Here is a 23496-nt window from a genome sequence, read left to right as displayed (position 1 = left end):
TCAACCCATTAGGCTGCTCGAATCACTTCTGGCCGGGAATTAACGATGCCCTTTATTCACCGTTCGGCACTGCCAGCATTGTGCCTGTCGCTGCTATTTACCAGCGCCTTTTCTGTTCAGGCCGCCGATGCACCTGCGCCCGCCGCCGAGAAGCCGGTTGAACGCCATCCTCTGCCCGAACGTAGCGCAGAAGAAGTCACCGCCCTGGAACGGCAGATTCCAAAACAAGAGCAGCAACAATTGCAGGCCGGCAGCGATTCATTTCTGGCCCTGTGGAAACCGGCCAACAGCGCCGAGCCCGAAGGCGTGGTGATTATCGTGCCCGGCGCCGGGGAAAGTGCTGACTGGCCGCAAGCAATCGCGCCATTGCGCAGCAAATTGCCGGACGCCAACTGGGGCACGCTCAGTCTTTCGTTACCGGACGTGAACATGGACACCCTGCCACCGCGGTTGATGGAAGCGCCCACGGCCGCTGTCGACACCAGCAGTAAAGACGGCAGCACCGCCGCCAAACCTATCGAACAAGCCGCCAGCGCCGAAGCCGATGGCACTGACCCGGCCGTGGTGCCGGGCGCGGATGAGCAGGACAAAACTGACGCCAAGCGTATCTTCGACCGTATCGACGCCGCCGTGGCCTTCGCCCAGACCCAAAGCGCGCGCAGCGTCGTGCTGCTCGGCCATGGCACCGGCGCTTGGTGGGCCGCGCGTTATTTGAGCGAGAAGCAGCCGGCCCAGGTGCAGAAGCTGGTGATGGTGGCGGGCAAAACGCCTGCGGGCCGTCAGCCGAACCTGCAACAACTGGCCCCGGCGCTGAAAGTGCCGACGGCGGATGTGTTTTATCAGGATGGCGAGCAGGATCGCAAAAACGCCCTGACTCGGGTTCAGGCGGCCAAGCGTGCGAAAAATACGGGCTATAAACAGGTGTCACTCAAGACCGTGCCCGGCGACGGTTCGGCCGAGCAGGAACAGTTGTATCGGCGGGTTCGTGGGTGGTTGAGTCCGCAGGCTGCTGGAGACTGATAGCACAACTAAAGAACACCGCAGATTTAAATGTGGGAGCGGGCTTGCTCGCGAAGGCGGTGTGTCAGTTGATGGATCTGGTGACTGACACTCCGCCTTCGCGAGCAAGCCCGCTCCCACATTTGATTGGGTTGTCACTTCCACAACGTAGCGGCTACCGAAAATCCCGTCGCTCGCGAATTAGCGTGTAGGCGCTGTGCAGTTCACGCGTTCGCTCGGTCGCTTCACGCACCTGCGCGGGGCTGGCGCCGCTGCCGGCGATTTTGTCCGGATGGTGACGGCTGAGCAGACGGCGATACGCGTGCTTGATTACTGACGGCTCGGAGGTGGACGTCACCCCCAGAATCCGCAACGCGTCCTGATAAGCCCCGGCCCGATTGGCCAGCGGCTTGCGCTCCTGAACATAGTCGGACGCCAGTGCCTTGAGCTGCTGCGGTGTCCAGCCCAGCCATTTGCCCCACAGTTCGATCAACTCGCGCTCGGCGTCATCCGCCCTGCCGTCCGCCCAGGCCATGCGCCAGCACGCACGCAACATGCCTTCGGCGGCATGGGGCTGCGCCTTGAGTAAGCGCAGATAACTGCGCACCCGGTCGGAGCCGGACTTGCCACGGTTGAACGCCGAGATAGCACGGCGCCGGGCCGGCTCGGACATGTCCAGCGAGTGCATCTCCTGGCGCGCCTGCCGGATATGCCCATCCGCGACCCGGCCATTACTTTTGGCCAGGCGCCCCAATAGCACAAACAGCAATTCGTCGTTACGCAATGCCAGGCGCCCACCCAGGCGCTCGCGCAATTGCGCCCAGCTTTGCAGTTGCAAGCGGCGATCCAGTGCCTGCCCCAATAAAGCACCCAACAAGGCCCCCGGAATACTGGCAATGGCAAAGCCAGCCCCGGCGCCGATCAGCGTCCCTGGCCACAACATGTTATTGCCCCGCAGTCAGCAGGGTTTCGACCTGCGCCAAGCGTTCCAGCGTACCCACGTCAACCCAGCGTCCCGTCATGTGTTCCCCCGTTACCAGACCTTTGGCCATCGCCGCGCGCAGCAGCGGCGCCAGCTTGAAGGCACCGGCACTGCAACCCGCGAACAACTGGGGGTCGAGCACTGAAATGCCACTGAAGGTCAGGTTATCGGCACCGGGCGCGGCATCATGAAGCAAACCCTGATCGAGGTAGAAATCTCCACCGCTGGGGTGATGCGCCGGGTTATCGACCATCACCAGATGGGCCAGCCCCTGTAGCGGCTGGCGCAACCGGGCGAAGTCGTAGTCGGTCCAGATGTCGCCATTGACCAGCAGGAACGGCTCGTCGCCCAACAGCGGCAGCGCCTTGAAAATCCCGCCCCCGGTTTCCAGGGGTTCACCCTCAGGCGAGTACTGGATGCGCAGGCCGAACTGGGCACCGTCGCCCAGGTAGCTTTCGATTTGCTGGCCCAGCCAGGCATGGTTGATCACGATTTCACTGAAGCCGGCCTTCGCCAACGCCTCCAAGTGATACTCGATCAGCCGCTTGCCGCCCGCCTGCACCAGAGGTTTGGGCGTGTGCAAGGTAAGCGGGCGCATGCGCTCGCCCTTGCCCGCCGCCAGGATCATTGCCTTCATGGGTTCGCCTCGTTGGGTTGGCGCAGGCTGGCGAGCAACTCGCCCAGTTCATTCAACTCCGGACGGTCTGCCAGCACCGCTTCTATATAAGCAAAGAAGCGCGGCACGTCGGCCAGGTAACGTGGCTTGCCGTCACGGTGGCAGATGCGCGCAAAGATGCCGATGACCTTGAGGTGGCGCTGTACACCCATCAAGTCGCTGGCGCGCAGGAACTCGTCGAAATCGGCCTGCACCGGAATGCCCAGTTTCCCGGCACGTTCCCAGTAACCACGCTGCCACTCCCGCACGCGGGCTTGAGGCCAGCTGAGAAACGCATCCTTGAACAGGCACGTGATGTCATACGTGACCGGACCATAAACCGCGTCCTGGAAATCCAGCACGCCGGGGTTCGGTTGGCTGATCATCAGGTTGCGCGGCATATAGTCGCGATGCACCAGGACTTTGGGCTGGGCCAGCGCGCTGTCGATCAGGTGGTCGCTGACGCGCTGCCAAAGCGCCTGTTGCCGGGTATCAAGCTCGATACCCAAATGCCGGCGCACGTACCACTCTGGAAACAATTCCAGCTCGCGGCGCAGCAAGGCAACGTCATAGCTGGGCAGTGGCGCGTCCATCGGCAATTGCTGAAAAGCCAGCAGTGCGTCGATGGCATCGGCGAACAATGTGTCGGCGTTTTGCTCGTCAATCACGTCCAGATAGGTCTTTGTGCCCAGGTCATTAAGCAAAAGAAAGCCTCGCGGCAAATCTTCTGCATATATTTTTGGCACATTAATTCCCGATTTCGCGAGTAAATCAGCGATATCGACGAAAGGTTTGCAGTTTTCCTGGGGGGGTGGCGCGTCCATGACGACGAAAGATTGATCGCCACCCTCCCACCTGAAGTAACGCCTGAAACTCGCGTCGCTGCTGGCCGCAGTCAATGTGGCCGGGGGTACGGCACCCCAACCTTGAGCGTTAAAAAGGATCGGTAACTGCTCTTCCAGCCAGACTTCCAGCTGTTGTAAACGTATATCTTGCTCGGGCATTACAAGGGTCTCCGACGGCGCTAGCCGTCAAGCGGGTCATGCTTTATTATCACGCATCTTTTTCAGACCATCGAGAGGCGTGCGGCCCACACCGCGGGCAGATGGCACGCAGGAAGCCCGGACTAATAAGATGGCATTGAAATCCCCCGCGTTTCGTAGAAAATTTCCGTTGCTGGTAACCGGCAGTCTGCTGGCCATGCAACCTTTCGCCACCTCATTCGTGGTCGCCGCGGAACAGTATGACTGCTCAGTCTCTGCTTCGGGTGCCTGGGATTGCGCGCCGAAAACCGCCGCAGCCCCATTACCACCGCGCCCGGTGCATGACGGTGCAGCCGTCAGTGCTGCCGGCGACACGGCCCAGGCCGACGCCGGCGGCAGTGCCGCGGACGAACCGAAGACCGCGCTGGTCACCGAAGCCAAGGGCCGAGGCCTGCGCGCGCGCAGTGCCGACTACAGCCACCTGGACTGGGTGCCCCGCGATAAGCTGACCGCAGCCCAACTGGCTGAAACCGGCCCTTATTGCTCCGGCGCGTACATCGAGCCGACCCGTCCTGGCATGAACGACAAGACGAACAAGAGCGACGCGCCGACGTTCATCGGCGCCAAGGTCTCTCGTTACGAACAGGAACAGCAAATTGCGACCCTGGCCGGTGACGTCGTCATGCGCCAGGGCAGCATGCAACTGGAGTCTCAGGAAGCCAATCTGTATCAGGCTGAAAACCGTGGCGAGCTGACCGGCGATGTCCGTCTGCGCGACAACGGCGCCCTGATCGTCGGCGACCATGCCGAAGTCCAGCTCGATACCGGCGCGGCCCAGATCGACAACGCCGAATACGTGCTGCACAAATCGCGTATCCGCGGTAACGCGCTGTACGCCAAGCGTGCTGAAAACGCGGTCATCCGTCTCAAGGACGGTACGTACACCACCTGCGAGCCGGACAGCAACGCCTGGCAGCTCAAGGGCAACAACATCACGTTGAACCCGGCCACCGGTTTCGGTACGGCCACCAACGCAACGTTGCGGATCAAGAACATTCCGATCCTGTACACCCCGTACATCTATTTCCCGATCGACGACCGTCGTCAGTCCGGCTTCCTGCCGCCAAGCTTCAGCACCGGCAGCAAAACCGGCTTCACACTGGTTACGCCGTACTATTTCAACCTGGCGCCGAACTACGACGCCACGTTGTACCCGCAATACATGACCAAGCGCGGCATGATGATGGAAGGCGAATTCCGCTACCTCACCAAGTCCAGCGAAGGCCAGTTCGGCGGTGCGTACCTGAACGACGACAGCGACGAGCGGAAGAATCAGAGCGATTACGAAAAAACTCGCTATATGCTCAATTGGCAGCATAAGGGCGGGCTGGATTCCAGGGTGGCGACTCAGGTTGACTACACCAAGATCAGCGACCCTTATTTCTTCCAGGACTTGAAGACCTATCAGGAAGGGGTTCAGAGCCGTGACTACCTGAACCAGCAAGGTTCGGTATCTTACAGGGGCGACTCCTACCAGGCTCGTTTGAACGTCCAGGCCTACCAGCTCTCAACGATCTCCCAGATCACTCCCTATGATCGGCTGCCGCAGATTACCTTCAACGGTGCGCTGCCCTACCATCCGGGCGGGTTGAACTTCACTTACGAGACAGAAGCCGTTCGCTTCGATCGCGACCTGCAAAATGGTACGTTTACCGACGAAGACGGCTTGGTTTCGCCTCGACTGGATACATTCGTAACAGGCCTGACCCGTGCAAACGGTACTCGCTTGAATGTCGCGCCAGCCGTTGAGTACCCGATGAACTGGACCTACGGTTTTATTACGCCGAAGCTCAAGTATGTCTATACCAAGTATGATCTTGACCTTGATGCGATTGGCAAAAACCAGATCATCGCGGCTCAAAATGCAGCAACGGCCTCCAACCCTTACGCTGGTGGTACGTTCAAAAGCGACCAGGATCGTGCAGTCCCTATCGCCAGCGTCGACAGCGGCCTGTACTTCGACCGCAACACGAACTGGTTCGGCAAAGAGTATCGCCAGACCCTGGAGCCGCGTGCCTTCTATCTCTATGTGCCTAACAAGGACCAGAGCGATATTCCGGTATTCGACACCAGTGAATACTCGTTCAGCTACGGTTCGCTGTTTCGCGATAACCGCTTCAGCGGCAACGACCGTATTGGCGACGAGAACAAACTGTCCCTGGGTGTAACCAGCCGCTGGATCGAAGACAATGGCTTTGAACGTCAACGGGTTTCCGTGGGCCAGGCCGTGTACTTCAAGGATCGCGAAGTTCAATTGCCAGGCATCCTGGCTTCGGACCGCGCTGACTCACAGTCTGATGTGTCGCCTGTCGCCCTGGAATACGAATTCCGCTTTAACCGCGACTGGCGTGCCACTGCCGACTACAACTGGGACACCGAGGAACACAGCGCTCGTTCCGGCAGCGCGATGTTCCACTATCAGCCGGAAGACAATCCGAACAAGATCATCAACCTCGGCTACCGTTATCGCAACGACCAAGTGGTCTACAACCAGCTGACCGGTAAATGGCAGTTCGGCGGTGACTACGGCACGCCTGGCGCTGATAACTTCGTGAAGGATTACTACAAAATCCAGCAACACGATTTCTCGATGATGTGGCCAATCGTTCCGCAGTGGAACCTGATCACCCGCTGGCAGTATGACTATGCCCGCAACCGTACCCTGGAAGCCTTCGGTGGTTTCGAGTACGACAACTGCTGCTGGAAACTGCGCGTCATTAACCGTTACTGGGTTTCCAACGACGAATTCAGCCAGATCGCCCCGCTCAACGAAAAGGGTGACCACGGGCTCTTCCTACAGGTTGTCCTTAAAGGACTCGGCGGCCTGACCGGCGCCAAGGTAGAGAGCTTCCTCGACAAAGGCATTCAAGGTTATCGTGAACGTGAAGATCAAGCTTTCTGATTGTCTGCGCCCGCTCGTGCTGGGCGCGCTGTTCCTGGGTACCGTTTCGGCACACGCTGCGGTTCAACAGTTGGATAAAGTGGCTGCTATCGTCGATAACGACGTGATCATGCAGAGCCAACTGGACCAACGGGTCAAGGAAGTTCAGCAAACCATCGCCAAGCGCGGTGGTGGCGTGCCGCCTACCAGCGTGCTGGAGCCACAGGTTCTGGAGCGCCTGATCGTCGAGAACCTGCAGCTGCAGATCGGCGATCGCTCCGGCATCCGTATTTCGGACGAAGAGTTGAACCAGGCCGTTGGCACCATTGCTCAGCGCAACAACATGAGTATTGATCAGTTCCGCGCCGCTCTGGCTCACGATGGCCTGTCCTATGAGGACGCACGTGACCAGATCAAGCGTGAAATGATCATCAGCCGTGTCCGTCAGCGCCGCGTGGCCGAGCGGGTTCAGGTGTCGGAGCAGGAAGTGAAGAACTTCCTCGCGTCGGACCTTGGCAAGCAGCAGCTTTCTGAAGAACTGCACCTGGCCAACATCCTGATCTCCACACCGGACAGCGCCAGCGCCGAGCAGCTCAATGCCGCCGCCGCAAAAACCCAGGCTGTTTATGACCGCCTGAAAGCCGGTGCCGACTTCGCCCAGGCCGCTATTGCCGTCTCCGGCAGTGACAACGCTCTGGACGGCGGCGACATGGGCTGGCGTAAAGCCGCTCAATTGCCTCCTCCGTTTGATCGCGAGTTGAGCGCCATGGAAGTGGGCGGCATTACTCAGCCGGCTCGCACCCCAGGTGGCTTCATTATCATCAAGCTGTTGGGCAAGCGCGGCGGTGAGACCTCGCTGAAAGACGAAGTACACGTTCGTCACATTCTGGTCAAACCAAGCGAAATCCGCACCGAAGCGCAAACCAAGGAACTGGCCCAGAAGATCTATGACCGCATTGAAGGCGGTGAAGATTTCGCCACCCTGGCCAAAAGCTTCTCGGAAGACCCGGGTTCGGCGCTTAACGGCGGCGACCTGAACTGGATCGACCCGAAAGCATTGGTGCCGGAATTCCAGGAAGTGATGGCCAAAACTCCGCAAGGCGTTCTGTCCAAGCCGTTCAAGACCCAATACGGCTGGCATGTACTGGAAGTCCTTGGCCGTCGCGCCACCGACAACACCAACCAGGCCCGCGAGCAACAAGCGCTGACCGTACTGCGCAACCGCAAATACGACGAAGAGCTGCAAACCTGGTTGCGTCAGATCCGTGACGAAGCCTACGTAGAAAACAAGCTGCCCGCCGCCGAGCAAACAGGCGCTGATCAGGCACCTCAGTGAAACCCCAGCGTTTCGCGGTAACACCCGGCGAGCCGGCCGGCATTGGTCCAGACCTTTGCCTGCTACTCGCCTCGCAACCTCAGCCACACCCTCTGATTGCCATTACCAGCCGCGACTTGCTCATTGAGCGAGCCGCGCAACTGGGTGTGGCTGTCAACCTGCTGGACGTGGCGCCAGGCAACTGGCCCGACCTGCCAGCACCGGAGGGCAGCCTGTACGTGTGGCACACCCCGTTGCAGGCAGAGGTGGTTGCCGGGCGACTGGACAAGGCCAACGCGGCCTTTGTGCTGGAAACCCTGACCCGTGCCGGACAAGGCTGTATCGACGGCGATTTTGCCGGAATGATTACGGCCCCGGTGCACAAGGGCGTGATCAATGAATCCGGGATCGCCTTTTCCGGCCACACCGAATTCCTTGCCGATCTGACCCACACACCCCAAGTTGTGATGATGCTGGCCACTCGCGGCTTGCGCGTCGCGCTAGTGACGACGCACCTGCCGCTGCGCGATGTCGCCGATGCCATCACCGCCGAGCGCGTTGAGCGTGTCACGCGCATTCTGTACGCCGACCTGCAACAAAAATTCGGCATCGCCCAACCGCGCATCCTGGTCTGTGGGCTCAACCCGCACGCCGGCGAAGGCGGCCACTTGGGCCATGAAGAAATCGACATCATTGAACCGACATTAGAGCGTCTGCGCCAAGAAGGCATGGACCTGCGTGGCCCACTGCCTGCGGACACTCTGTTTACCCCCAAATATCTGGAGCACTGCGACGCAGTGCTGGCGATGTACCATGACCAGGGGCTGCCTGTGCTGAAATACAAAGGCTTCGGCGCCGCAGTCAACGTCACACTGGGCCTGCCGATCATCCGCACTTCCGTCGACCATGGCACTGCCCTGGACCTCGCGGGCAGTGGCAAGATCGATACCGGCAGCCTGCACGTGGCCCTGGAAACCGCCTATCAGATGGCCGAGACCCGTATATGACTGAGCATTACCAACACCGGGCGCGCAAGCGTTTCGGGCAAAACTTCCTGCACGACGCTGGCGTGATTGATCGTATCCTGCGCTCCATCCATGCCAAACCCGAAGACCGTCTGCTGGAAATCGGCCCTGGCCAGGGCGCGCTGACCAAGGGCCTGCTTAACAGCGGCGGCCAACTGGACGTGGTTGAGTTGGACAAGGACCTGATCCCGATCCTCAACCAGCAGTTCGCCGGCCAACCCAACTTCAACCTGCACCAGGGCGATGCGCTGAAGTTCGACTTCAACAGCCTGAATGCCGCGCCGAACAGCCTGCGGGTTGTCGGCAACTTGCCTTACAACATCTCCACGCCGCTGATTTTTCACCTGCTGAACAACGCCGGGATCATCCGCGACATGCACTTCATGCTGCAAAAAGAAGTGGTTGAGCGTTTGGCGGCAGGCCCTGGCGGTGGCGACTGGGGTCGTCTGTCGATCATGGTTCAGTACCACTGCCGTGTGGAACACCTGTTCAACGTTGGTCCTGGTGCGTTCAACCCGCCGCCGAAGGTCGACTCGGCGATCGTGCGTCTGGTGCCCCACGCTGTGCTGCCGCACCCGGCCAAGGATCACAAGTTGCTGGAACGCGTGGTACGCGAGGCGTTCAACCAGCGCCGCAAGACCCTGCGCAACACGCTCAAGGCGCTGCTGAGCAACGCTGAAATCGAAGCCGCCGGCGTCGATGGCAGCCTGCGCCCCGAGCAACTGGACCTGGCCGCGTTTGTGCGCCTGGCCGACCAGTTGGCCATCCAGCCTGCGCCAACAGCGGAATAACCTGTAGGAGCTAGGCGCGATCTAATGTGGGAGCGGGCTTGCCCGCGAAGGCAGTGTGTCAGTCGCTAGATGTATAGCTGGTCCACCGCTTTCGCGAGCAAGCCCGCTCCCACACTTGCTCCGCGTTATACCGATAGCGCTAGCCAACTGGCCGACACATGTCTGGCTTAGTGCCTGCCTCATGGCCTAGACTGATCCGCATCTGCTGTCCTCCGCTTTTGCTTTTAAGGCCTCTTGCATGTCCGATCCTCGCTATCAGATCGACGTCAGCGTCGTCACCCGCTTCCTCGCGGACCAATCGCAACCTGAACATAACCGTTTCGCCTTTGCCTACACCGTCACGGTGAAGAACAACGGGCTGGTGCCGGCCAAGCTGCTGTCGCGCCATTGGGTAATCACCGACGGTGACGGTCAGGTCGAGGAAGTACGCGGCGCAGGCGTGGTGGGACAGCAACCGTTGATCGACATTGGCGCCAGCCACACCTATAGCAGCGGCACGGTCATGACCTCCAAGGTCGGCACCATGCAAGGCTCGTATCAAATGAAGGCCACCGACGGAAAACTGTTCGACGCCATCATTGCGCCCTTCCGCCTTGCCGTGCCCGGAGCCCTGCACTGATGGCGACGTACGCGGTCGGCGACCTGCAAGGCTGCCTGGAACCCCTCAAGTGTTTGTTGGAACGCGTCGCCTTCGACCCGGTAGCAGATCGCCTGTGGTTGGTCGGCGATCTGGTCAACCGTGGCCCCGCGTCCCTCGAGACCCTGCGCTACTTATATAGCCTGCGTGATTCCCTGGTGTGTGTACTGGGCAACCATGACCTTCATTTGCTGGCAGCCGGCAATAACATCGAGCGCCTGAAAAAGGGCGACACCCTGCGCGAAATTCTTGAGGCGCCCGACCGCGCCCAACTGCTCGACTGGTTGCGTCGGCAAAAACTCATGCATTACGACGAAGGCCGCAACCTGGCCATGGTCCACGCCGGCATCCCGCCGCAGTGGACACTCAAGAAAGCCCTCAAGTGCGCCGCTGAAGTAGAAACCGCACTGGCCGACGACAACCTGTACACCGCCTACCTGGATGGCATGTACGGCAACGAGCCGGTGAAGTGGGACAACGACCTCACTGGCGTGACCCGTTTGCGCGTAATCACCAACTACTTCACGCGCATGCGCTTTTGCACCGCCGAAGGCAAGCTGGACCTCAAGAGCAAGGAAGGCGCCGACAGTGCGATGCCCGGCTACAAGCCGTGGTTCGCCCATAAGGAACGCAAGACCCGTGAGACGAAGATCATCTTCGGCCACTGGGCCGCCCTGGAAGGCAAATGCGAAGAACCTGGCGTGTTCGCCCTCGACACCGGATGCGTGTGGGGCGGTAGCATGACCCTGATGAACATCGACACCGGCGAGCGCTTGAGCTGCCAGTGTGAAGCACCCCTTTCTGTCACACCGCCGGCTGCCGCCAAGCCATAGGAGCACCCCATGAGCGAATTCAAACGTATCCCTCCTGAACAAGCCCAAGCCCTGCGCAAAAAAGGCGCAGTGGTGGTGGATATCCGCGATCAGCCAACCTACGCAGCCGCCCATATCAGCGGCGCGCAGCACTTGGACAACCTCAACATCGCCGACTTCATTCGCGCCGCAGACCTCGACGCGCCGGTGATCGTGGCCTGCTACCACGGCAATTCCAGCCAGAGCGCCGCGGCCTATCTGATCAGCCAGGGCTTCTCCGACGTCTATAGCCTGGACGGTGGCTTTGAGCTGTGGCGTACGACCTATCCTGCGGAAATTACTTCCGGCGAGCCGCAATAATTTTTTTCACATGCCGCTACCCCGCGTGACGCTTGGGCTCGCGACGATTCTGACGAACGGCGCCGCCAACTAATTTCGTATACCGCCTTTACCTCCTCGATTCCGAACTATCCTTAAGCGCAGGCCATCCGAATCAGGGGAGAGCCGGTACACCGGCGCACGGGTCATCGGTAGCGTTTGAGGATGTTTGGGGGGAAACAGCCAGGGATAATCACCCATGGCTGCCAGCATCGACTGATTGATCCGGCGTCGGCTCCACGTATCGAGCGAGGTGACGACGTCATGAGTATCTTTAGCCACTTCCAAAACCGCTTCGAGTCCACACAGCAAGAAGAGCTCACGCTGCAAGAGTATCTCGACCTGTGCAAAAAGGACCGCAGCACCTACGCGTCTGCCGCCGAACGCCTGCTACTGGCCATTGGTGAGCCGCAGCTGGTGGAAACCGCCAATATCTCGCGCCTGTCGCGAATATTCTCCAACAAGGTGATCCGCCGCTACCCGGCCTTTGAAGACTTCCATGGCATGGAAGAATGCATTGATCAGATCGTCTCCTACTTTCGCCACGCCGCCCAAGGCCTGGAAGAGAAGAAACAGATTCTCTACCTGCTTGGCCCGGTCGGCGGCGGCAAGTCGTCCCTGGCTGAAAAGCTCAAACAACTGATCGAGAAGGTGCCCTTCTACGCCATCAAGGGCTCACCGGTTTTCGAGTCGCCTTTGGGCCTGTTCAACGCCACGGAAGATGGCGCGATTCTCGAAGAAGACTTCGGTATCCCACGGCGCTACCTCAACACCATCATGTCGCCCTGGGCCACCAAGCGCCTCGCCGAGTTCGGCGGTGATATCAGCCAGTTCCGGGTGGTGAAACTTTACCCGTCGATACTCAACCAGATCGGCGTGGCCAAGACCGAGCCCGGGGATGAGAACAACCAGGACATTTCAGCGCTGGTCGGCAAGGTCGATATCCGCAAACTCGAAGAATTCCCGCAGAACGACGCCGACGCCTACAGCTACTCGGGCGCACTGTGCCGCGCCAACCAGGGCCTGATGGAGTTCGTGGAAATGTTCAAGGCGCCGATCAAGGTGCTGCACCCACTGCTCACCGCCACCCAGGAAGGCAACTACAACAGTACCGAAGGCCTGGGCGCGATTCCGTTCACCGGTATTCTGCTGGCCCACTCCAACGAATCGGAATGGCACACCTTCCGCAACAACAAGAACAACGAAGCGTTCATCGACCGTATTTACATCGTCAAGGTGCCGTACTGCCTGCGGGTCAGTGATGAAATCAAGATTTACGACAAGCTGCTGTTCAACAGCTCCCTGGCCAAGGCGCATTGCGCGCCTGACACCCTGAAGATGCTCGCGCAGTTCACCGTGCTGTCGCGCCTCAAGGAGCCGGAAAACTCAAACATCTACTCGAAGATGCGCGTGTACGACGGCGAAAACCTCAAGGACACCGACCCCAAGGCTAAGTCGATCCAGGAATACCGCGACACGGCGGGCGTGGACGAAGGCATGAACGGCCTGTCGACTCGGTTTGCGTTCAAGATCCTCTCCAAAGTCTTCAACTTTGACCCGCACGAGATTGCCGCCAACCCGGTGCACCTGCTTTACGTGCTGGAACAGCAGATCGAACAGGAACAATTCCAGGCGGAAACCCGCGAGCGCTACCTGCGCTTCCTCAAGGAATACCTGGCGCCGCGCTACATCGAGTTTATCGGCAAGGAAATCCAGACCGCGTACCTGGAGTCCTACAGCGAGTACGGCCAGAACATCTTCGACCGCTACGTGCTGTACGCCGACTTCTGGATTCAGGACCAGGAATACCGCGACCCGGAAACCGGCGAAATTCTCAACCGCGTCGCCCTCAACGAGGAGCTGGAAAAGATCGAGAAACCGGCCGGCATCAGCAATCCGAAGGATTTCCGCAACGAAATCGTCAACTTCGTGCTGCGCGCCAGGGCCAACAACAACGGCAAAAACCCCACCTGGCTCAGCTACGAGAAGCTGCGGGTGGTCATCGAGAAGAAAATGTTCTCCAACACCGAGGATCTGCTGCCGGTCATCAGCTTCAACGCCAAGGCCAGCAAGGAGGATCAGCAAAAACATAACGACTTCGTCACACGAATGGTCGAGCGCGGTTACACCGACAAACAGGTACGGCTGCTGTCCGAGTGGTACCTGCGGGTTCGTAAATCACAGTAAGGCAGCGACAGGCGTGTGCTGCCGGGCCGCTGGCCTGGCAGTTCACCGCTTGTCTCTAAGCTTCCAGCTCGCGGCTTGAAGCTTGTAACGTGAAGCTGCCCGGAGGGCTCCCCATGAGCTATGTGATAGACCGACGCCTCAATGGCAAGAACAAGAGCACGGTAAACCGTCAGCGTTTCCTGCGGCGTTACCGTGACCACATCAAAAAGGCCGTTGAAGAGGCCGTCAGCCGCCGCTCCATTACCGACATGGAGCATGGCGAGCAAATCAGCATTCCCGGACGCGACATCGACGAACCGGTGCTGCACCACGGTCGGGGCGGCAAGCAAACCGTCGTGCACCCCGGCAACAAGGAGTTCACCACCGGCGAACATATCCAGCGCCCCCAGGGCGGCGGCGGTGGTAAAGGCCCGGGCAAGGCAGGGAATTCCGGCGAAGGCATGGACGAATTCGTTTTCCAGATCACCCAGGAAGAATTCCTCGAATTCATGTTCGAAGACCTGGAACTGCCCAACCTGGTCAAACGCAACCTCACCGGCACCGACACCTTCAAGACCGTGCGCGCCGGGATCAGCAACGAAGGCAACCCTTCGCGCATCAACATCATCCGCACCCTGCGTTCAGCCCATGCTCGGCGTATCGCCTTGTCAGGGAGCAGCCGCGCCAAACTCAGAGATGCCAAGGAAGAACTCGCGCGTTTGAAACGCGAAGAGCCAGACAACTTCGGCGATATCCAGGAAATCGAAGCCGAAATTGAGAAGCTCAGCGCGCGCATTCACCGCGTGCCGTTCCTTGACACCTTCGACTTGAAATACAACTTGCTGGTCAAGCAGCCCAACCCCAGTTCCAAGGCGGTGATGTTCTGCCTGATGGACGTGTCCGGCTCCATGACTCAGGCCACAAAGGACATCGCCAAGCGCTTCTTCATCCTGCTGTATCTGTTCCTGAAGCGGAACTACGACAAAATCGACGTGGTGTTCATCCGCCATCACACCAGCGCACGGGAAGTCGACGAGGAAGAGTTTTTCTACTCCCGGGAAACCGGCGGCACCATCGTCTCCAGCGCCCTGAAGCTGATGCAAGAGATCATGGCCGAGCGCTACCCGGCCAACGAGTGGAACATCTATGCCGCCCAGGCCTCCGACGGCGACAACTGGAATGACGACTCGCCAATCTGCCGCGACATCCTGATCAACCAGATCATGCCGTTTGTGCAGTACTACACCTATGTCGAAATTACCCCCCGTGAGCACCAGGCCCTGTGGTTTGAATACGAGCGTATCGGCGAAGCCTTTGCCGACACTTTCGCCCAGCAGCAACTGGTCTCGGCCGGCGATATCTACCCGGTCTTCCGTGAACTCTTCCAGCGCAGGTTAGTGTCATGACCGCCAAAAAAGAGCATAAGCGCCAACCGCTTTCCACCGGGTCCGAATGGACCTTCGAACTGATCCAGGCCTATGACCGGGAAATCAGCCGCATTGCGGCGGGTTACGCCCTGGACACCTACCCCAACCAGATCGAAGTGATCACTGCCGAACAAATGATGGATGCCTACGCTTCAGTCGGCATGCCCTTGGGCTACCACCATTGGTCCTACGGCAAACACTTCCTCAGTACCGAGAAGTCCTACACCCGTGGCCAGATGGGCCTGGCCTACGAAATCGTCATCAACTCCGACCCGTGCATCGCCTACCTGATGGAAGAAAACACCATCTGCATGCAGGCACTGGTGGTGGCGCACGCGTGCTACGGGCACAACAGCTTCTTCAAGGGCAATTACCTGTTCCGCACCTGGACAGACGCCAGTTCAATCATCGATTACCTGGTGTTCGCCAAGCAGTACATCATGCAGTGCGAGGAGCGCCACGGCATCGACGCGGTGGAGGATTTGCTCGACTCCTGCCACGCCCTGATGAACTACGGCGTCGACCGCTATAAACGCCCTTATCCGATTTCCGCCGAGGAAGAACGCCTGCGCCAGAAGGAACGCGAGGAGCACCTGCAGAAGCAGATCAACGACCTGTGGCGCACCATTCCAAAACGCGCCGGCAAGAACAGCGACAAGGACAATGCGCGCTTCCCCGTCGAACCTCAGGAAAACATTCTGTATTTCCTGGAAAAGCACGCGCCATTGCTGGAGCCGTGGCAGCGCGAAATCGTGCGCATCGTGCGCAAGATCGCCCAGTATTTTTACCCACAGCGCCAGACTCAGGTGATGAACGAAGGCTGGGCGACGTTCTGGCACTACACCCTGATGAACGACCTGTACGACGAGGGCCTGGTCACTGACGGTTTCATGATGGAGTTCCTCACGTCTCACACCAGCGTGGTGTACCAGCCAGGCTTTGACAGCCCCTACTACAGCGGCATCAACCCCTACGCACTGGGCTTTGCCATGTACCGCGACATCCGGCGCATGTGCGAACACCCAACGGATGAGGACCGTCACTGGTTCCCGGAAATCGCAGGCAGCGACTGGCTGTCGACCATCAAATTCGCCATGAGCAGCTTCAAGGACGAGAGCTTCATCCTGCAGTACCTGTCACCCCAAGTGATTCGCGACCTGAAGCTGTTCAGCATCATGGATGACGATCTCAAGGACGATTTGTTGGTGCCGGCGATCCACGACGAACCGGGTTACCGCACCATCCGCGAGACCCTGGCGGCGCAGTACAACCTGGGCAACCGCGAGCCTAACGTGCAGATATACAGCATCGATGTGCGCGGCGACCGCTCGCTGACCCTGCGTCACCAGCAGCACGACCGCAAACCCTTGGGCGAATCCACCGACGAGGTCCTCAAGCACCTGCATCGGCTGTGGGGCTTCGACATCCACTTGGAAACGCTGCAGGGCGATCAGGTCATGAAGACCCATCACGTGCCGCCACGCACCGATCACAATGACAACGACTACGGCCGCCTGGACCTGGCCGTCGTACATCTCTGATACAGCAAAGCCTCCATCGGCCCTGCGCAGGCGGTATCCTGTGCCGCTAATGGAGGCTTTTTCATGAAAATCTACAAAGTCGGCGGTGCGGTGCGTGACCGCTTGCTGGGCATCAAGGTGACCGACATTGATCGCGTCGTCGTCGGTGCCAGTGCTGAAGAAATGCTCGCCAAGGGCTACAAGCCGGTCGGCGCTGACTTCCCGGTATTCCTGGACCCGAAAAACGGCGACGAATACGCCCTCGCCCGTACTGAACGCAAGACTGGCCGGGGTTATGGCGGCTTTGTGTTTCACGCCAGCCCTGAAGTCACGCTGGAAGAAGACCTGATTCGCCGCGACCTGACTATCAATGCGATGGCGGAGGACGATGACGGCAATCTGACCGACCCTTACCTGGGCAGGCGCGATCTTGAAGCGCGCATTCTGCGCCACGTTTCGCCCGCGTTCGCCGAAGATCCGCTCCGTGTTCTGCGCGTTGCTCGGTTCGCTGCGCGTTACGCTCACCTGGGTTTTACCGTCGCGCCAGAAACGCTGGAGCTGATGCGTCAATTGAGTGAATCCGGCGAACTGGAAGCCCTGACGCCAGAGCGCAGCTGGAAAGAAATCTCCCGAGCGTTGATGGAAGATCAGCCCCAGGTGTTTATCCAGGTACTGCGCGACTGCGACGCTCTGAAAACCTTGATGCCGGAAGTGGACGCGCTGTTCGGCGTGCCACAACCCGAAACCCATCACCCTGAAATCGACACCGGCGTGCATACCCTCAGCGTGCTGAAACAGGCGGCCCTGCACCAGCAACCGCTGACCGTGCGCTGGGCCTGCCTGCTGCATGACTTGGGCAAGGGGCTGACGCCTGTGGCCAAGTGGCCGCAGCATATTGCCCATGAACATACGGGCCTCAAATTGATCAAGGCGGTCAATGAGCGTTTCAAAGTGCCGAAGGACTGTCAGGAATTGGCGCTGCTGGTTGGCCAATATCACACCCACGGCCATCGTGCGCTGGAGCTGAAAGCCTCGACGTTGCTTGAGTTGCTGCAGAGTTTTGACGTGTACCGTCGGCCTCAGCGCTTTGAGGAATTTGTGGTGGCGTGCGAGATGGATGCCCGGGGCCGCAAGGGTTTTGAACAGCGAAGTTATCCACAGGCGAATTATTTGCGTGGCGCGGCAACGGTGGCGCGCGAAGTGGCGGTGGCGCCACTCCTGGAGAAGGGTTTCAAAGGCCCGGAGCTGGGCGAAGCGCTCAAGCGCGAACGGCTCAAGGCGCTGAAGACCTACAAGGAAAACAGCTCACACAAGAAATAACCGTGCGAGCACAGTACCTGTGGCGAGCGGGCTTGCCCCGCGTTGGGCTGCGCAGCGGCCCTGAAACAGGCACTGCGATTTTTGGGGCTGCTGCGCAGCCCAACGCGGGGCAAGCCCGCTCGCCACAGGAGGCTCTTGGCGCCTAGAGGAATGCGTCGGGTGTCAGTTGCTGGCCCTGCCATTCAAAGCCGACCGGCGCCAGCACTTGATCGATCTGCGCGTCGCGCCACAACTCAGCCAGGGTTTTACCCGCTTCAGGGTGCACACGGTCCGGTGCCATCAGCGACAGCGGCCACAGCACAAATGCGTTTTTCAGGATTTCTGCTCGCGGCAGGATCAAACCGTCGAAATTACCCACCAGCTCGCCATACAGCAGCACGTCGATATCCAGTGGCAACCCTTTACGGTCCGGCGCATAACGGCCGTTATCGGCCTCAATGAATTTCAGGCGGCGATCCAGTTCCATCAACGGCAACTCGGTCCAGGCCGACACCACCAGGTTGAAGAACGGCCCGCTCTTGATGCCTACCGGCTGGCTTTCAAATACCGCCGAGCAGCGCATTTCGGTCAAAAAGCTCGCCAACGCATCCAGGCCCGCACGCAAGTGGGTCTCGCGCTCGATGTTACTGCCAAGGCCCAGGTAAACCTGTGTTAGCGACATCCGCGCTCGATCTCCACGCCCACGCCCCTGGCGGCCGGCACGGCACCTGGCTTGGTCAACTTGAGGTGCAGCCAGGGAATCTGGAATTCACTCATCAGCACTTCGGCCAGGCGCTCGGCAAAGGTTTCCACCAGTTGGTACTGGGACTGCTCGGCAAATGCCTGGATACGCGTGGACACGCTGGCGTAATCCAGCGCCAGGGTGAGGTCGTCACCGGCCGCAGCCGGGCGGTTGTCCCAGGCGAAGCTCAGGTCCAGGCGCAGGCATTGCTTGATGCCGCGCTCCCAGTCGTAGGCCCCGATCACGGTGTCGACTTCCAGGCCTTCGATAAACACTCTGTCCAAGCACTCTTCTCCGCAGCACGACAAGGGCGCGATGCCCCGTTAGAATCAGGGCGTCCTCGCCCGGAATAGTTAGCATGTTTTGGTTACTGGCGATTCTCGCCTACCTGCTCGGCTCGCTGTCCTTCGCCATTTTGCTCAGCCGCCTGACGGGAAATCCCGACCCGCGAATGAGTGGCTCAGGCAATGCCGGCGCCACCAATATGTTGCGCCTGGCCGGCAAGAAACTCGCCGTACTGACGCTGCTGGGCGACATCTGCAAGGGCCTGTTGCCCGTGCTGATCGCCAGCTTCGCCGGCCTTACCTTGCAACAGCAGGCCTGGGTAGGCGTGTGCGCCGTCCTCGGCCATCTCTTTCCGCTGTACTTTCGATTTCGGGGTGGTAAAGGCGTCGCCACGGCAGCCGGCATGTTGCTGGGGATCTACCCGCCTGCAGCGTTACTGGCCGTGCTTGCCTGGCTACTGACGTTCTACCTGACCCGCACCAGCTCATTGGCCGCGCTGATCGCCACACCCTTGACCCTGCCATTACTGGCCTGGCAAGAGCCGACCGCGCTATTGCCGATGAGCGCGCTGACGCTGTTGATCGTCTGGCGCCACCGCGGCAATTTACGCGACCTGTTTGCCGGGCGCGAACGGCATTTTTAAATACGCCGGATGCCCCCGACTCACCATGAACCTCACAACGGTGAAAGCTGCTCCATCGGCCAGCGTGCCTGCACGCTGATCGCCAGGCTTTCGTGCTGCCCGGCCCGCAGGCGCTGGCAACCGGCGTAAGCGATCATGGCGCCGTTGTCAGTGCAGAACTCAGGGCGCGCATAGAACACATCGCCCTTCATGTCGCCGAGCATTTTTTCCAGCGAAGTGCGCAGGGCCTTGTTGGCGCTGACGCCGCCTGCTATCACCAGACGCTTCATGCCGGCCTGTTTCAGGGCGCGCTTGCACTTGATCGTCAAAGTCTCCACCACAGCCTGCTGGAACGCCAGCGCGATGTCGCAACGGGCTTGATCACTGTCGTCCCCGGCGCTGACGCTGTGTTGCCAGGTATTCAACGCCGAGGTTTTCAAGCCGCTGAAGCTGAACATCAAGCCAGGGCGATCGCACATCGGGCGCGGGAAGGTGTAACGGCCGGCAACGCCCTTTTCAGCGAGACGGGCGATTTCCGGGCCGCCTGGATAATTCAGACCCATCATCTTCGCGGTCTTGTCGAATGCTTCACCGGCAGCGTCGTCCAGGGACTCGCCCAACAGGGTGTATTGGCCGATGCCATCGACCTGAACCAGCTGCGTATGGCCGCCTGAAACCAACAAAGCGACGAACGGGAACTCTGGCGGTGTTTTTTCCAGCATGGGCGCCAGTAAATGGCCTTCCATGTGGTGCACACCGAGGGCTGGAATACCCCAGGCAAATGCCAGCGCCTGGGCGCAAGAAGCCCCAACCAGCAGGGCTCCGACCAATCCTGGGCCGGCGGTGTAGGCGATGGCGTCGATCTCGGTCGGCACGCAACCGGCCTCGTCCAGCACCTGGCGAATCAAAGGCAGCATGCGTTTGACGTGATCACGGCTGGCCAGCTCCGGCACGACGCCGCCGTAGGCGCGGTGCAGGTCGATCTGACTGAACAGTGCATCGGCCAAAAGCCCGCGTTCACTGTCGTAAAGTGCGACACCGGTTTCGTCGCAGGAGGTTTCAAGTCCCAGTACTAGCATGGGTTTGCGCCTTGTAGAGGCTGAATACGAAGGCGCGCATAATAGTCGCCACTCCCCCTCCCGACTAGCGGTTTTCGATCAGAGGCTTTGCATTCCGGGCAATGAGGGGTTAACATCCGCAACCCTTAAAAACCGACGACCTCAGCCGCGAATTTTTTGCGACGAGAACGTTGATCCCGGTAATGAAAGAAGGTAGCTCTGGATGCCAGCCGTCAAAGTTAAAGAGAACGAACCCTTCGACGTAGCTCTGCGTCGTTTCAAGCGCTCCTGCGAAAAAGCCGGTGTACTGGCTGAAGTTCGTAGCCGCGAATTTTACGAGAAGCCAACTTCTGAGCGTAAGCGCAAAGCAGCAGCCGCTGTTAAGCGTCACGCCAAGAAAGTTCAGCGCGAGCAGCGCCGCGCCGTTCGTCTGTACTAATACACAGACGTTCGTAGCAAGCTTCTGCCAAGCCCGGCCCTCAGCCGGGCTATTGGCATTTGCGCAAATCGTTTGATGCTTCATCGTCGACGCCGCACACGCGACCGAGACAACTGCTTCACACGTCAGGACTGGCTCTTTTGCCAGCGGTGCACGTCTCTTCTGACGAGCCTAACAAGGCTACTGACGAGCACACTTATTTTTTATCAGGCGATCAACAGGTCGACTGCGCCCACCGATGAGCTTCCGAGGCCACTACTGGTCAAGACCGGACGCCTGGGGCAACATTTCCACGTCGAAAACTGACCTGAAATTAACGTCAGTGAACGTACGGCAGATACACTTCCTGTCAACCCATGCAGACGCTAGATGTTCGAGCACTCGGTACGCGCGCTTGAACACTTCACGGGCCCTCATTTACACGCAGTGATGACGAGAACGCCATGGCCGGGCTAATTCCCCAGAGCTTTATTGACGACCTTCTGAACCGCACCGACATCGTCGATGTTGTCAGCTCGCGCGTGCAATTGAAAAAAGCCGGCAAGAATTACACCGCCTGCTGCCCGTTCCACAAAGAAAAAACCCCGTCGTTCAGCGTCAGCCCCGACAAGCAGTTCTACTACTGCTTTGGCTGCGGCGCAGGCGGCAACGCCCTCGGCTTTCTCATGGACCACGACAACCTGGACTTCCCCCAGGCGATCGAGGACCTCGCGAAAGCCGCAGGCATGGAAATCCCCCGCGAAGAAAGTGGTCGCCCGCACAAACCCCGGCAGCCCACCGATTCGCCGCTGTACCCGCTGCTGACGGCCGCTGCTGACTTCTATCGTCAAGCGCTTAAAAGCCATCCGCAGCGCAAGGCAGCCGTCGACTACTTGAAGGGCCGCGGCCTGACCGGGGAAATCGCCCGCGACTTCGGTCTCGGCTTCGCACCGCCTGGCTGGGACAACCTGTACAAGCATTTGAGCAGCGACACGCTCCAGCAAAAAGCCATGATCGACGCCGGCCTGCTGGTGGAAAACGCCGAATCCGGCAAACGCTACGACCGCTTCCGCGACCGCGTGATGTTTCCGATCCGTGACAGCCGTGGCCGCATCATCGCGTTCGGCGGCCGGGTGCTGGGGGATGACAAGCCCAAGTACCTGAACTCCCCGGAAACGGCGGTGTTTCACAAGGGCCAGGAACTCTACGGCCTGTTTGAAGCGCGCAAGAATAATCGCAACCTTGATGAAATCATCGTGGTTGAAGGCTATATGGACGTGATCGCACTCGCCCAGCAAGGCTTGCGCAATGCGGTAGCGACCCTCGGTACGGCCACCAGCGAAGAGCATTTGAAGCGCCTGTTTCGCGTCGTGCCCAGCGTGCTGTTCTGTTTTGACGGCGACCAGGCGGGCCGCAACGCTGCCTGGCGCGCGCTCGAAGCGACGCTGTCGAGCCTGCAGGACGGGCGTCGCGCACGCTTCCTGTTTTTGCCCGAAGGCGAAGACCCCGACACCCTGGTACGCTCCGAAGGCACCGACGCGTTCCGTGCGCGCATCAACCAACATGCGCAGCCGCTGGCGGATTATTTTTTCCAGCAACTGACCGAAGAAGCCGACCCGCGCTCACTCGAAGGCAAGGCCCATATGGCCACCCTCGCGGCGCCGCTGATCGACAAGGTCCCGGGCGCGAACCTGCGCACACTGATGCGTCAGCGCTTGCTGGAAATCACCGGCTTGAGCGGCGAAGCGGTCAGCCAGCTGGTGCACAGCGCGCCGCAACACGCGCCGCCCGCCTACGACCCAGGCATGGATTACGACGCCATGCCGGATTACTCCGACTTTCACCAACCGCAGGACGCCTACGCGCCCCAGCAGGAGTGGACGCCGAAGAAACCGGGTGCCGGCGGCAAGAAATGGGACAAGAAACCCTGGAGCAAGAATGGCAAGCGCGGTGATCGCGATGAGGCTTACGCCCCGCGAACTCCTGTCGCCGTAGAAGCTCCAACGCTCATTGCCCTGCGCACGCTCATCCACCACCCGCAACTGGCGGGCAAGGTTGAGAGTGCCGACCATTTTGCCAACGCCAGCAACACGTATGCTCAGGTGCTGATCGCCTTGATCGAGGCGGTCCAGAAAAATCCTAAGCTAAACTCGATTCAGTTAATGGCGCGCTGGCACGGCACCGAACAAGGCCGGCTATTGAAAGCACTCGCGGAAAAGGAGTGGCTAATTGACGGCGACAACCTTGAACAACAGTTTTTAGACACCATAACTAGGTTATCCGCGGGTCAGCATACGCAGACCCTCGACGAGCTCATTAAAAGAGCAAGGCAGCCGGGATTGTCGGCTGAAGAGCAAATTCAGATAGCAAAACAGATGCGCGACCTCTTAAAACAGAATGTTTCCGCATCAAACCCGACCTCAGCTGGCGTGTGAGGTCAT

The 23496-nt window shown here is 59.7% G+C and carries 21 protein-coding genes; 15 read left to right on the top strand and 6 right to left on the bottom strand.

The features are described from left to right. Positions 1–45: 45 nt before the first annotated feature. Positions 46–1020 carry an alpha/beta hydrolase family protein gene (locus Q7C20_RS07610; protein WP_375066612.1) on the top strand — a complete coding sequence of 325 codons (975 nt, stop codon included), beginning with the start codon at positions 46–48 and terminating at the stop codon, positions 1018–1020. A gap of 154 nt (positions 1021–1174) precedes the next feature. On the opposite strand, the gene Q7C20_RS07605 is transcribed toward Q7C20_RS07610, so the two are convergent. From Q7C20_RS07605 to Q7C20_RS07595, 3 genes are read right to left on the bottom strand one after another with little or no spacing between them, the layout of a single operon-like run. Next, complete coding sequence (locus Q7C20_RS07605; protein ID WP_375066611.1) at positions 1175–1942, bottom strand: TerB family tellurite resistance protein; 768 nt, start codon at positions 1940–1942, stop codon at positions 1175–1177. A gap of 1 nt (position 1943) precedes the next feature. Continuing rightward, positions 1944–2618, bottom strand: coding sequence for an N-acetylmuramate alpha-1-phosphate uridylyltransferase MurU (murU, locus tag Q7C20_RS07600; RefSeq protein WP_375066610.1), 675 nt, complete (start codon positions 2616–2618; stop codon positions 1944–1946). Next, entirely contained in the window at positions 2615–3640 is a 1026-nt protein-coding gene (locus Q7C20_RS07595) for an aminoglycoside phosphotransferase family protein (protein ID WP_375066609.1), read from the bottom strand. The genes murU and Q7C20_RS07595 overlap by 4 nt, the downstream gene beginning before the upstream one ends. A 130-nt stretch (positions 3641–3770) precedes the next feature. Here Q7C20_RS07595 and Q7C20_RS07590 point away from each other — a divergent pair, with 130 nt between their 5' ends. The 11 genes from Q7C20_RS07590 to Q7C20_RS07540 all read left to right on the top strand — a co-directional run bounded on the left by Q7C20_RS07590 (position 3771) and on the right by Q7C20_RS07540 (position 17951). After that, complete coding sequence (locus Q7C20_RS07590; protein WP_375066608.1) at positions 3771–6581, top strand: LPS-assembly protein LptD; 2811 nt, start codon at positions 3771–3773, stop codon at positions 6579–6581. Next, entirely contained in the window at positions 6562–7896 is a 1335-nt protein-coding gene (locus Q7C20_RS07585) for a peptidylprolyl isomerase (protein ID WP_375066607.1), read from the top strand. The genes Q7C20_RS07590 and Q7C20_RS07585 overlap by 20 nt, the downstream gene beginning before the upstream one ends. Next, complete coding sequence (gene pdxA / locus Q7C20_RS07580) at positions 7893–8882, top strand: 4-hydroxythreonine-4-phosphate dehydrogenase PdxA (RefSeq protein WP_375066606.1); 990 nt, start codon at positions 7893–7895, stop codon at positions 8880–8882. Before Q7C20_RS07585 ends, pdxA begins: the two co-directional genes overlap by 4 nt. Continuing rightward, positions 8879–9691 (top strand): 16S rRNA (adenine(1518)-N(6)/adenine(1519)-N(6))-dimethyltransferase RsmA, encoded by an 813-nt coding sequence (rsmA, locus tag Q7C20_RS07575; RefSeq protein WP_375066605.1) that lies wholly within the window; start codon positions 8879–8881, stop codon positions 9689–9691. Before pdxA ends, rsmA begins: the two co-directional genes overlap by 4 nt. Positions 9692–9929: 238 nt before the next feature. Next, the gene (apaG, locus tag Q7C20_RS07570) at positions 9930–10310 is read left to right on the top strand and encodes a Co2+/Mg2+ efflux protein ApaG (protein WP_348056527.1); all 381 of its coding nucleotides are present in this window, start codon (positions 9930–9932) and stop codon (positions 10308–10310) included. Beyond that, positions 10310–11161: a symmetrical bis(5'-nucleosyl)-tetraphosphatase gene (locus Q7C20_RS07565; RefSeq protein WP_375066604.1), complete on the top strand. Its 852-nt coding sequence runs from the start codon at positions 10310–10312 to the stop codon at positions 11159–11161. The genes apaG and Q7C20_RS07565 overlap by 1 nt, the downstream gene beginning before the upstream one ends. A 9-nt stretch (positions 11162–11170) precedes the next feature. Continuing rightward, positions 11171–11500 (top strand): thiosulfate sulfurtransferase GlpE, encoded by a 330-nt coding sequence (gene glpE, locus Q7C20_RS07560; RefSeq protein ID WP_375066603.1) that lies wholly within the window; start codon positions 11171–11173, stop codon positions 11498–11500. Between the two features lie 282 nt (positions 11501–11782). Further along, entirely contained in the window at positions 11783–13705 is a 1923-nt protein-coding gene (locus Q7C20_RS07555) for a PrkA family serine protein kinase (protein WP_348056533.1), read from the top strand. 113 nt (positions 13706–13818) lie between these two features. Beyond that, entirely contained in the window at positions 13819–15090 is a 1272-nt protein-coding gene (locus Q7C20_RS07550) for a YeaH/YhbH family protein (protein WP_078739413.1), read from the top strand. Then, complete coding sequence (locus tag Q7C20_RS07545; RefSeq protein ID WP_348056537.1) at positions 15087–16652, top strand: SpoVR family protein; 1566 nt, start codon at positions 15087–15089, stop codon at positions 16650–16652. The genes Q7C20_RS07550 and Q7C20_RS07545 overlap by 4 nt, the downstream gene beginning before the upstream one ends. 63 nt (positions 16653–16715) lie before the next feature. Further along, positions 16716–17951, top strand: a complete 1236-nt coding sequence (locus Q7C20_RS07540; protein WP_375066602.1) for a multifunctional CCA addition/repair protein — start codon at positions 16716–16718, stop codon at positions 17949–17951. A 142-nt stretch (positions 17952–18093) separates the two neighbouring features. Here Q7C20_RS07540 and folK read toward each other — a convergent pair whose 3' ends face one another. Both folK and folB read right to left on the bottom strand, forming a co-directional pair. Beyond that, a complete protein-coding gene (folK, locus tag Q7C20_RS07535; protein WP_348056541.1) occupies positions 18094–18612 on the bottom strand; it encodes a 2-amino-4-hydroxy-6-hydroxymethyldihydropteridine diphosphokinase in 519 nt (172 codons plus the stop codon). Further along, a complete protein-coding gene (gene folB, locus Q7C20_RS07530; protein WP_348056543.1) occupies positions 18603–18956 on the bottom strand; it encodes a dihydroneopterin aldolase in 354 nt (117 codons plus the stop codon). The genes folK and folB overlap by 10 nt, the downstream gene beginning before the upstream one ends. Before the next feature lie 74 nt (positions 18957–19030). Here folB and plsY point away from each other — a divergent pair, with 74 nt between their 5' ends. Next, entirely contained in the window at positions 19031–19600 is a 570-nt protein-coding gene (plsY, locus tag Q7C20_RS07525; protein WP_375066601.1) for a glycerol-3-phosphate 1-O-acyltransferase PlsY, read from the top strand. 32 nt (positions 19601–19632) lie between these two features. Here the strand turns inward: plsY and tsaD are convergent, their stop codons facing one another. Continuing rightward, complete coding sequence (gene tsaD / locus Q7C20_RS07520) at positions 19633–20658, bottom strand: tRNA (adenosine(37)-N6)-threonylcarbamoyltransferase complex transferase subunit TsaD (RefSeq protein WP_375066600.1); 1026 nt, start codon at positions 20656–20658, stop codon at positions 19633–19635. 202 nt (positions 20659–20860) lie between these two features. Between tsaD and rpsU the strand changes: the two genes are divergently transcribed. Further along, positions 20861–21076 carry a 30S ribosomal protein S21 gene (gene rpsU, locus Q7C20_RS07515; protein ID WP_002551877.1) on the top strand — a complete coding sequence of 72 codons (216 nt, stop codon included), beginning with the start codon at positions 20861–20863 and terminating at the stop codon, positions 21074–21076. A gap of 443 nt (positions 21077–21519) precedes the next feature. Continuing rightward, positions 21520–23490 carry a DNA primase gene (gene dnaG, locus Q7C20_RS07510; RefSeq protein WP_375066599.1) on the top strand — a complete coding sequence of 657 codons (1971 nt, stop codon included), beginning with the start codon at positions 21520–21522 and terminating at the stop codon, positions 23488–23490. Positions 23491–23496 lie beyond the last annotated feature (6 nt).

This window comes from Pseudomonas sp. AMR01, from assembly GCF_041946035.1.
Lineage (GTDB): Bacteria > Pseudomonadota > Gammaproteobacteria > Pseudomonadales > Pseudomonadaceae > Aquipseudomonas > Aquipseudomonas antarctica_B.
Note: the sequence above shows the minus strand (reverse complement) of the source record. Positions and strands in the feature narration are given on the sequence as shown.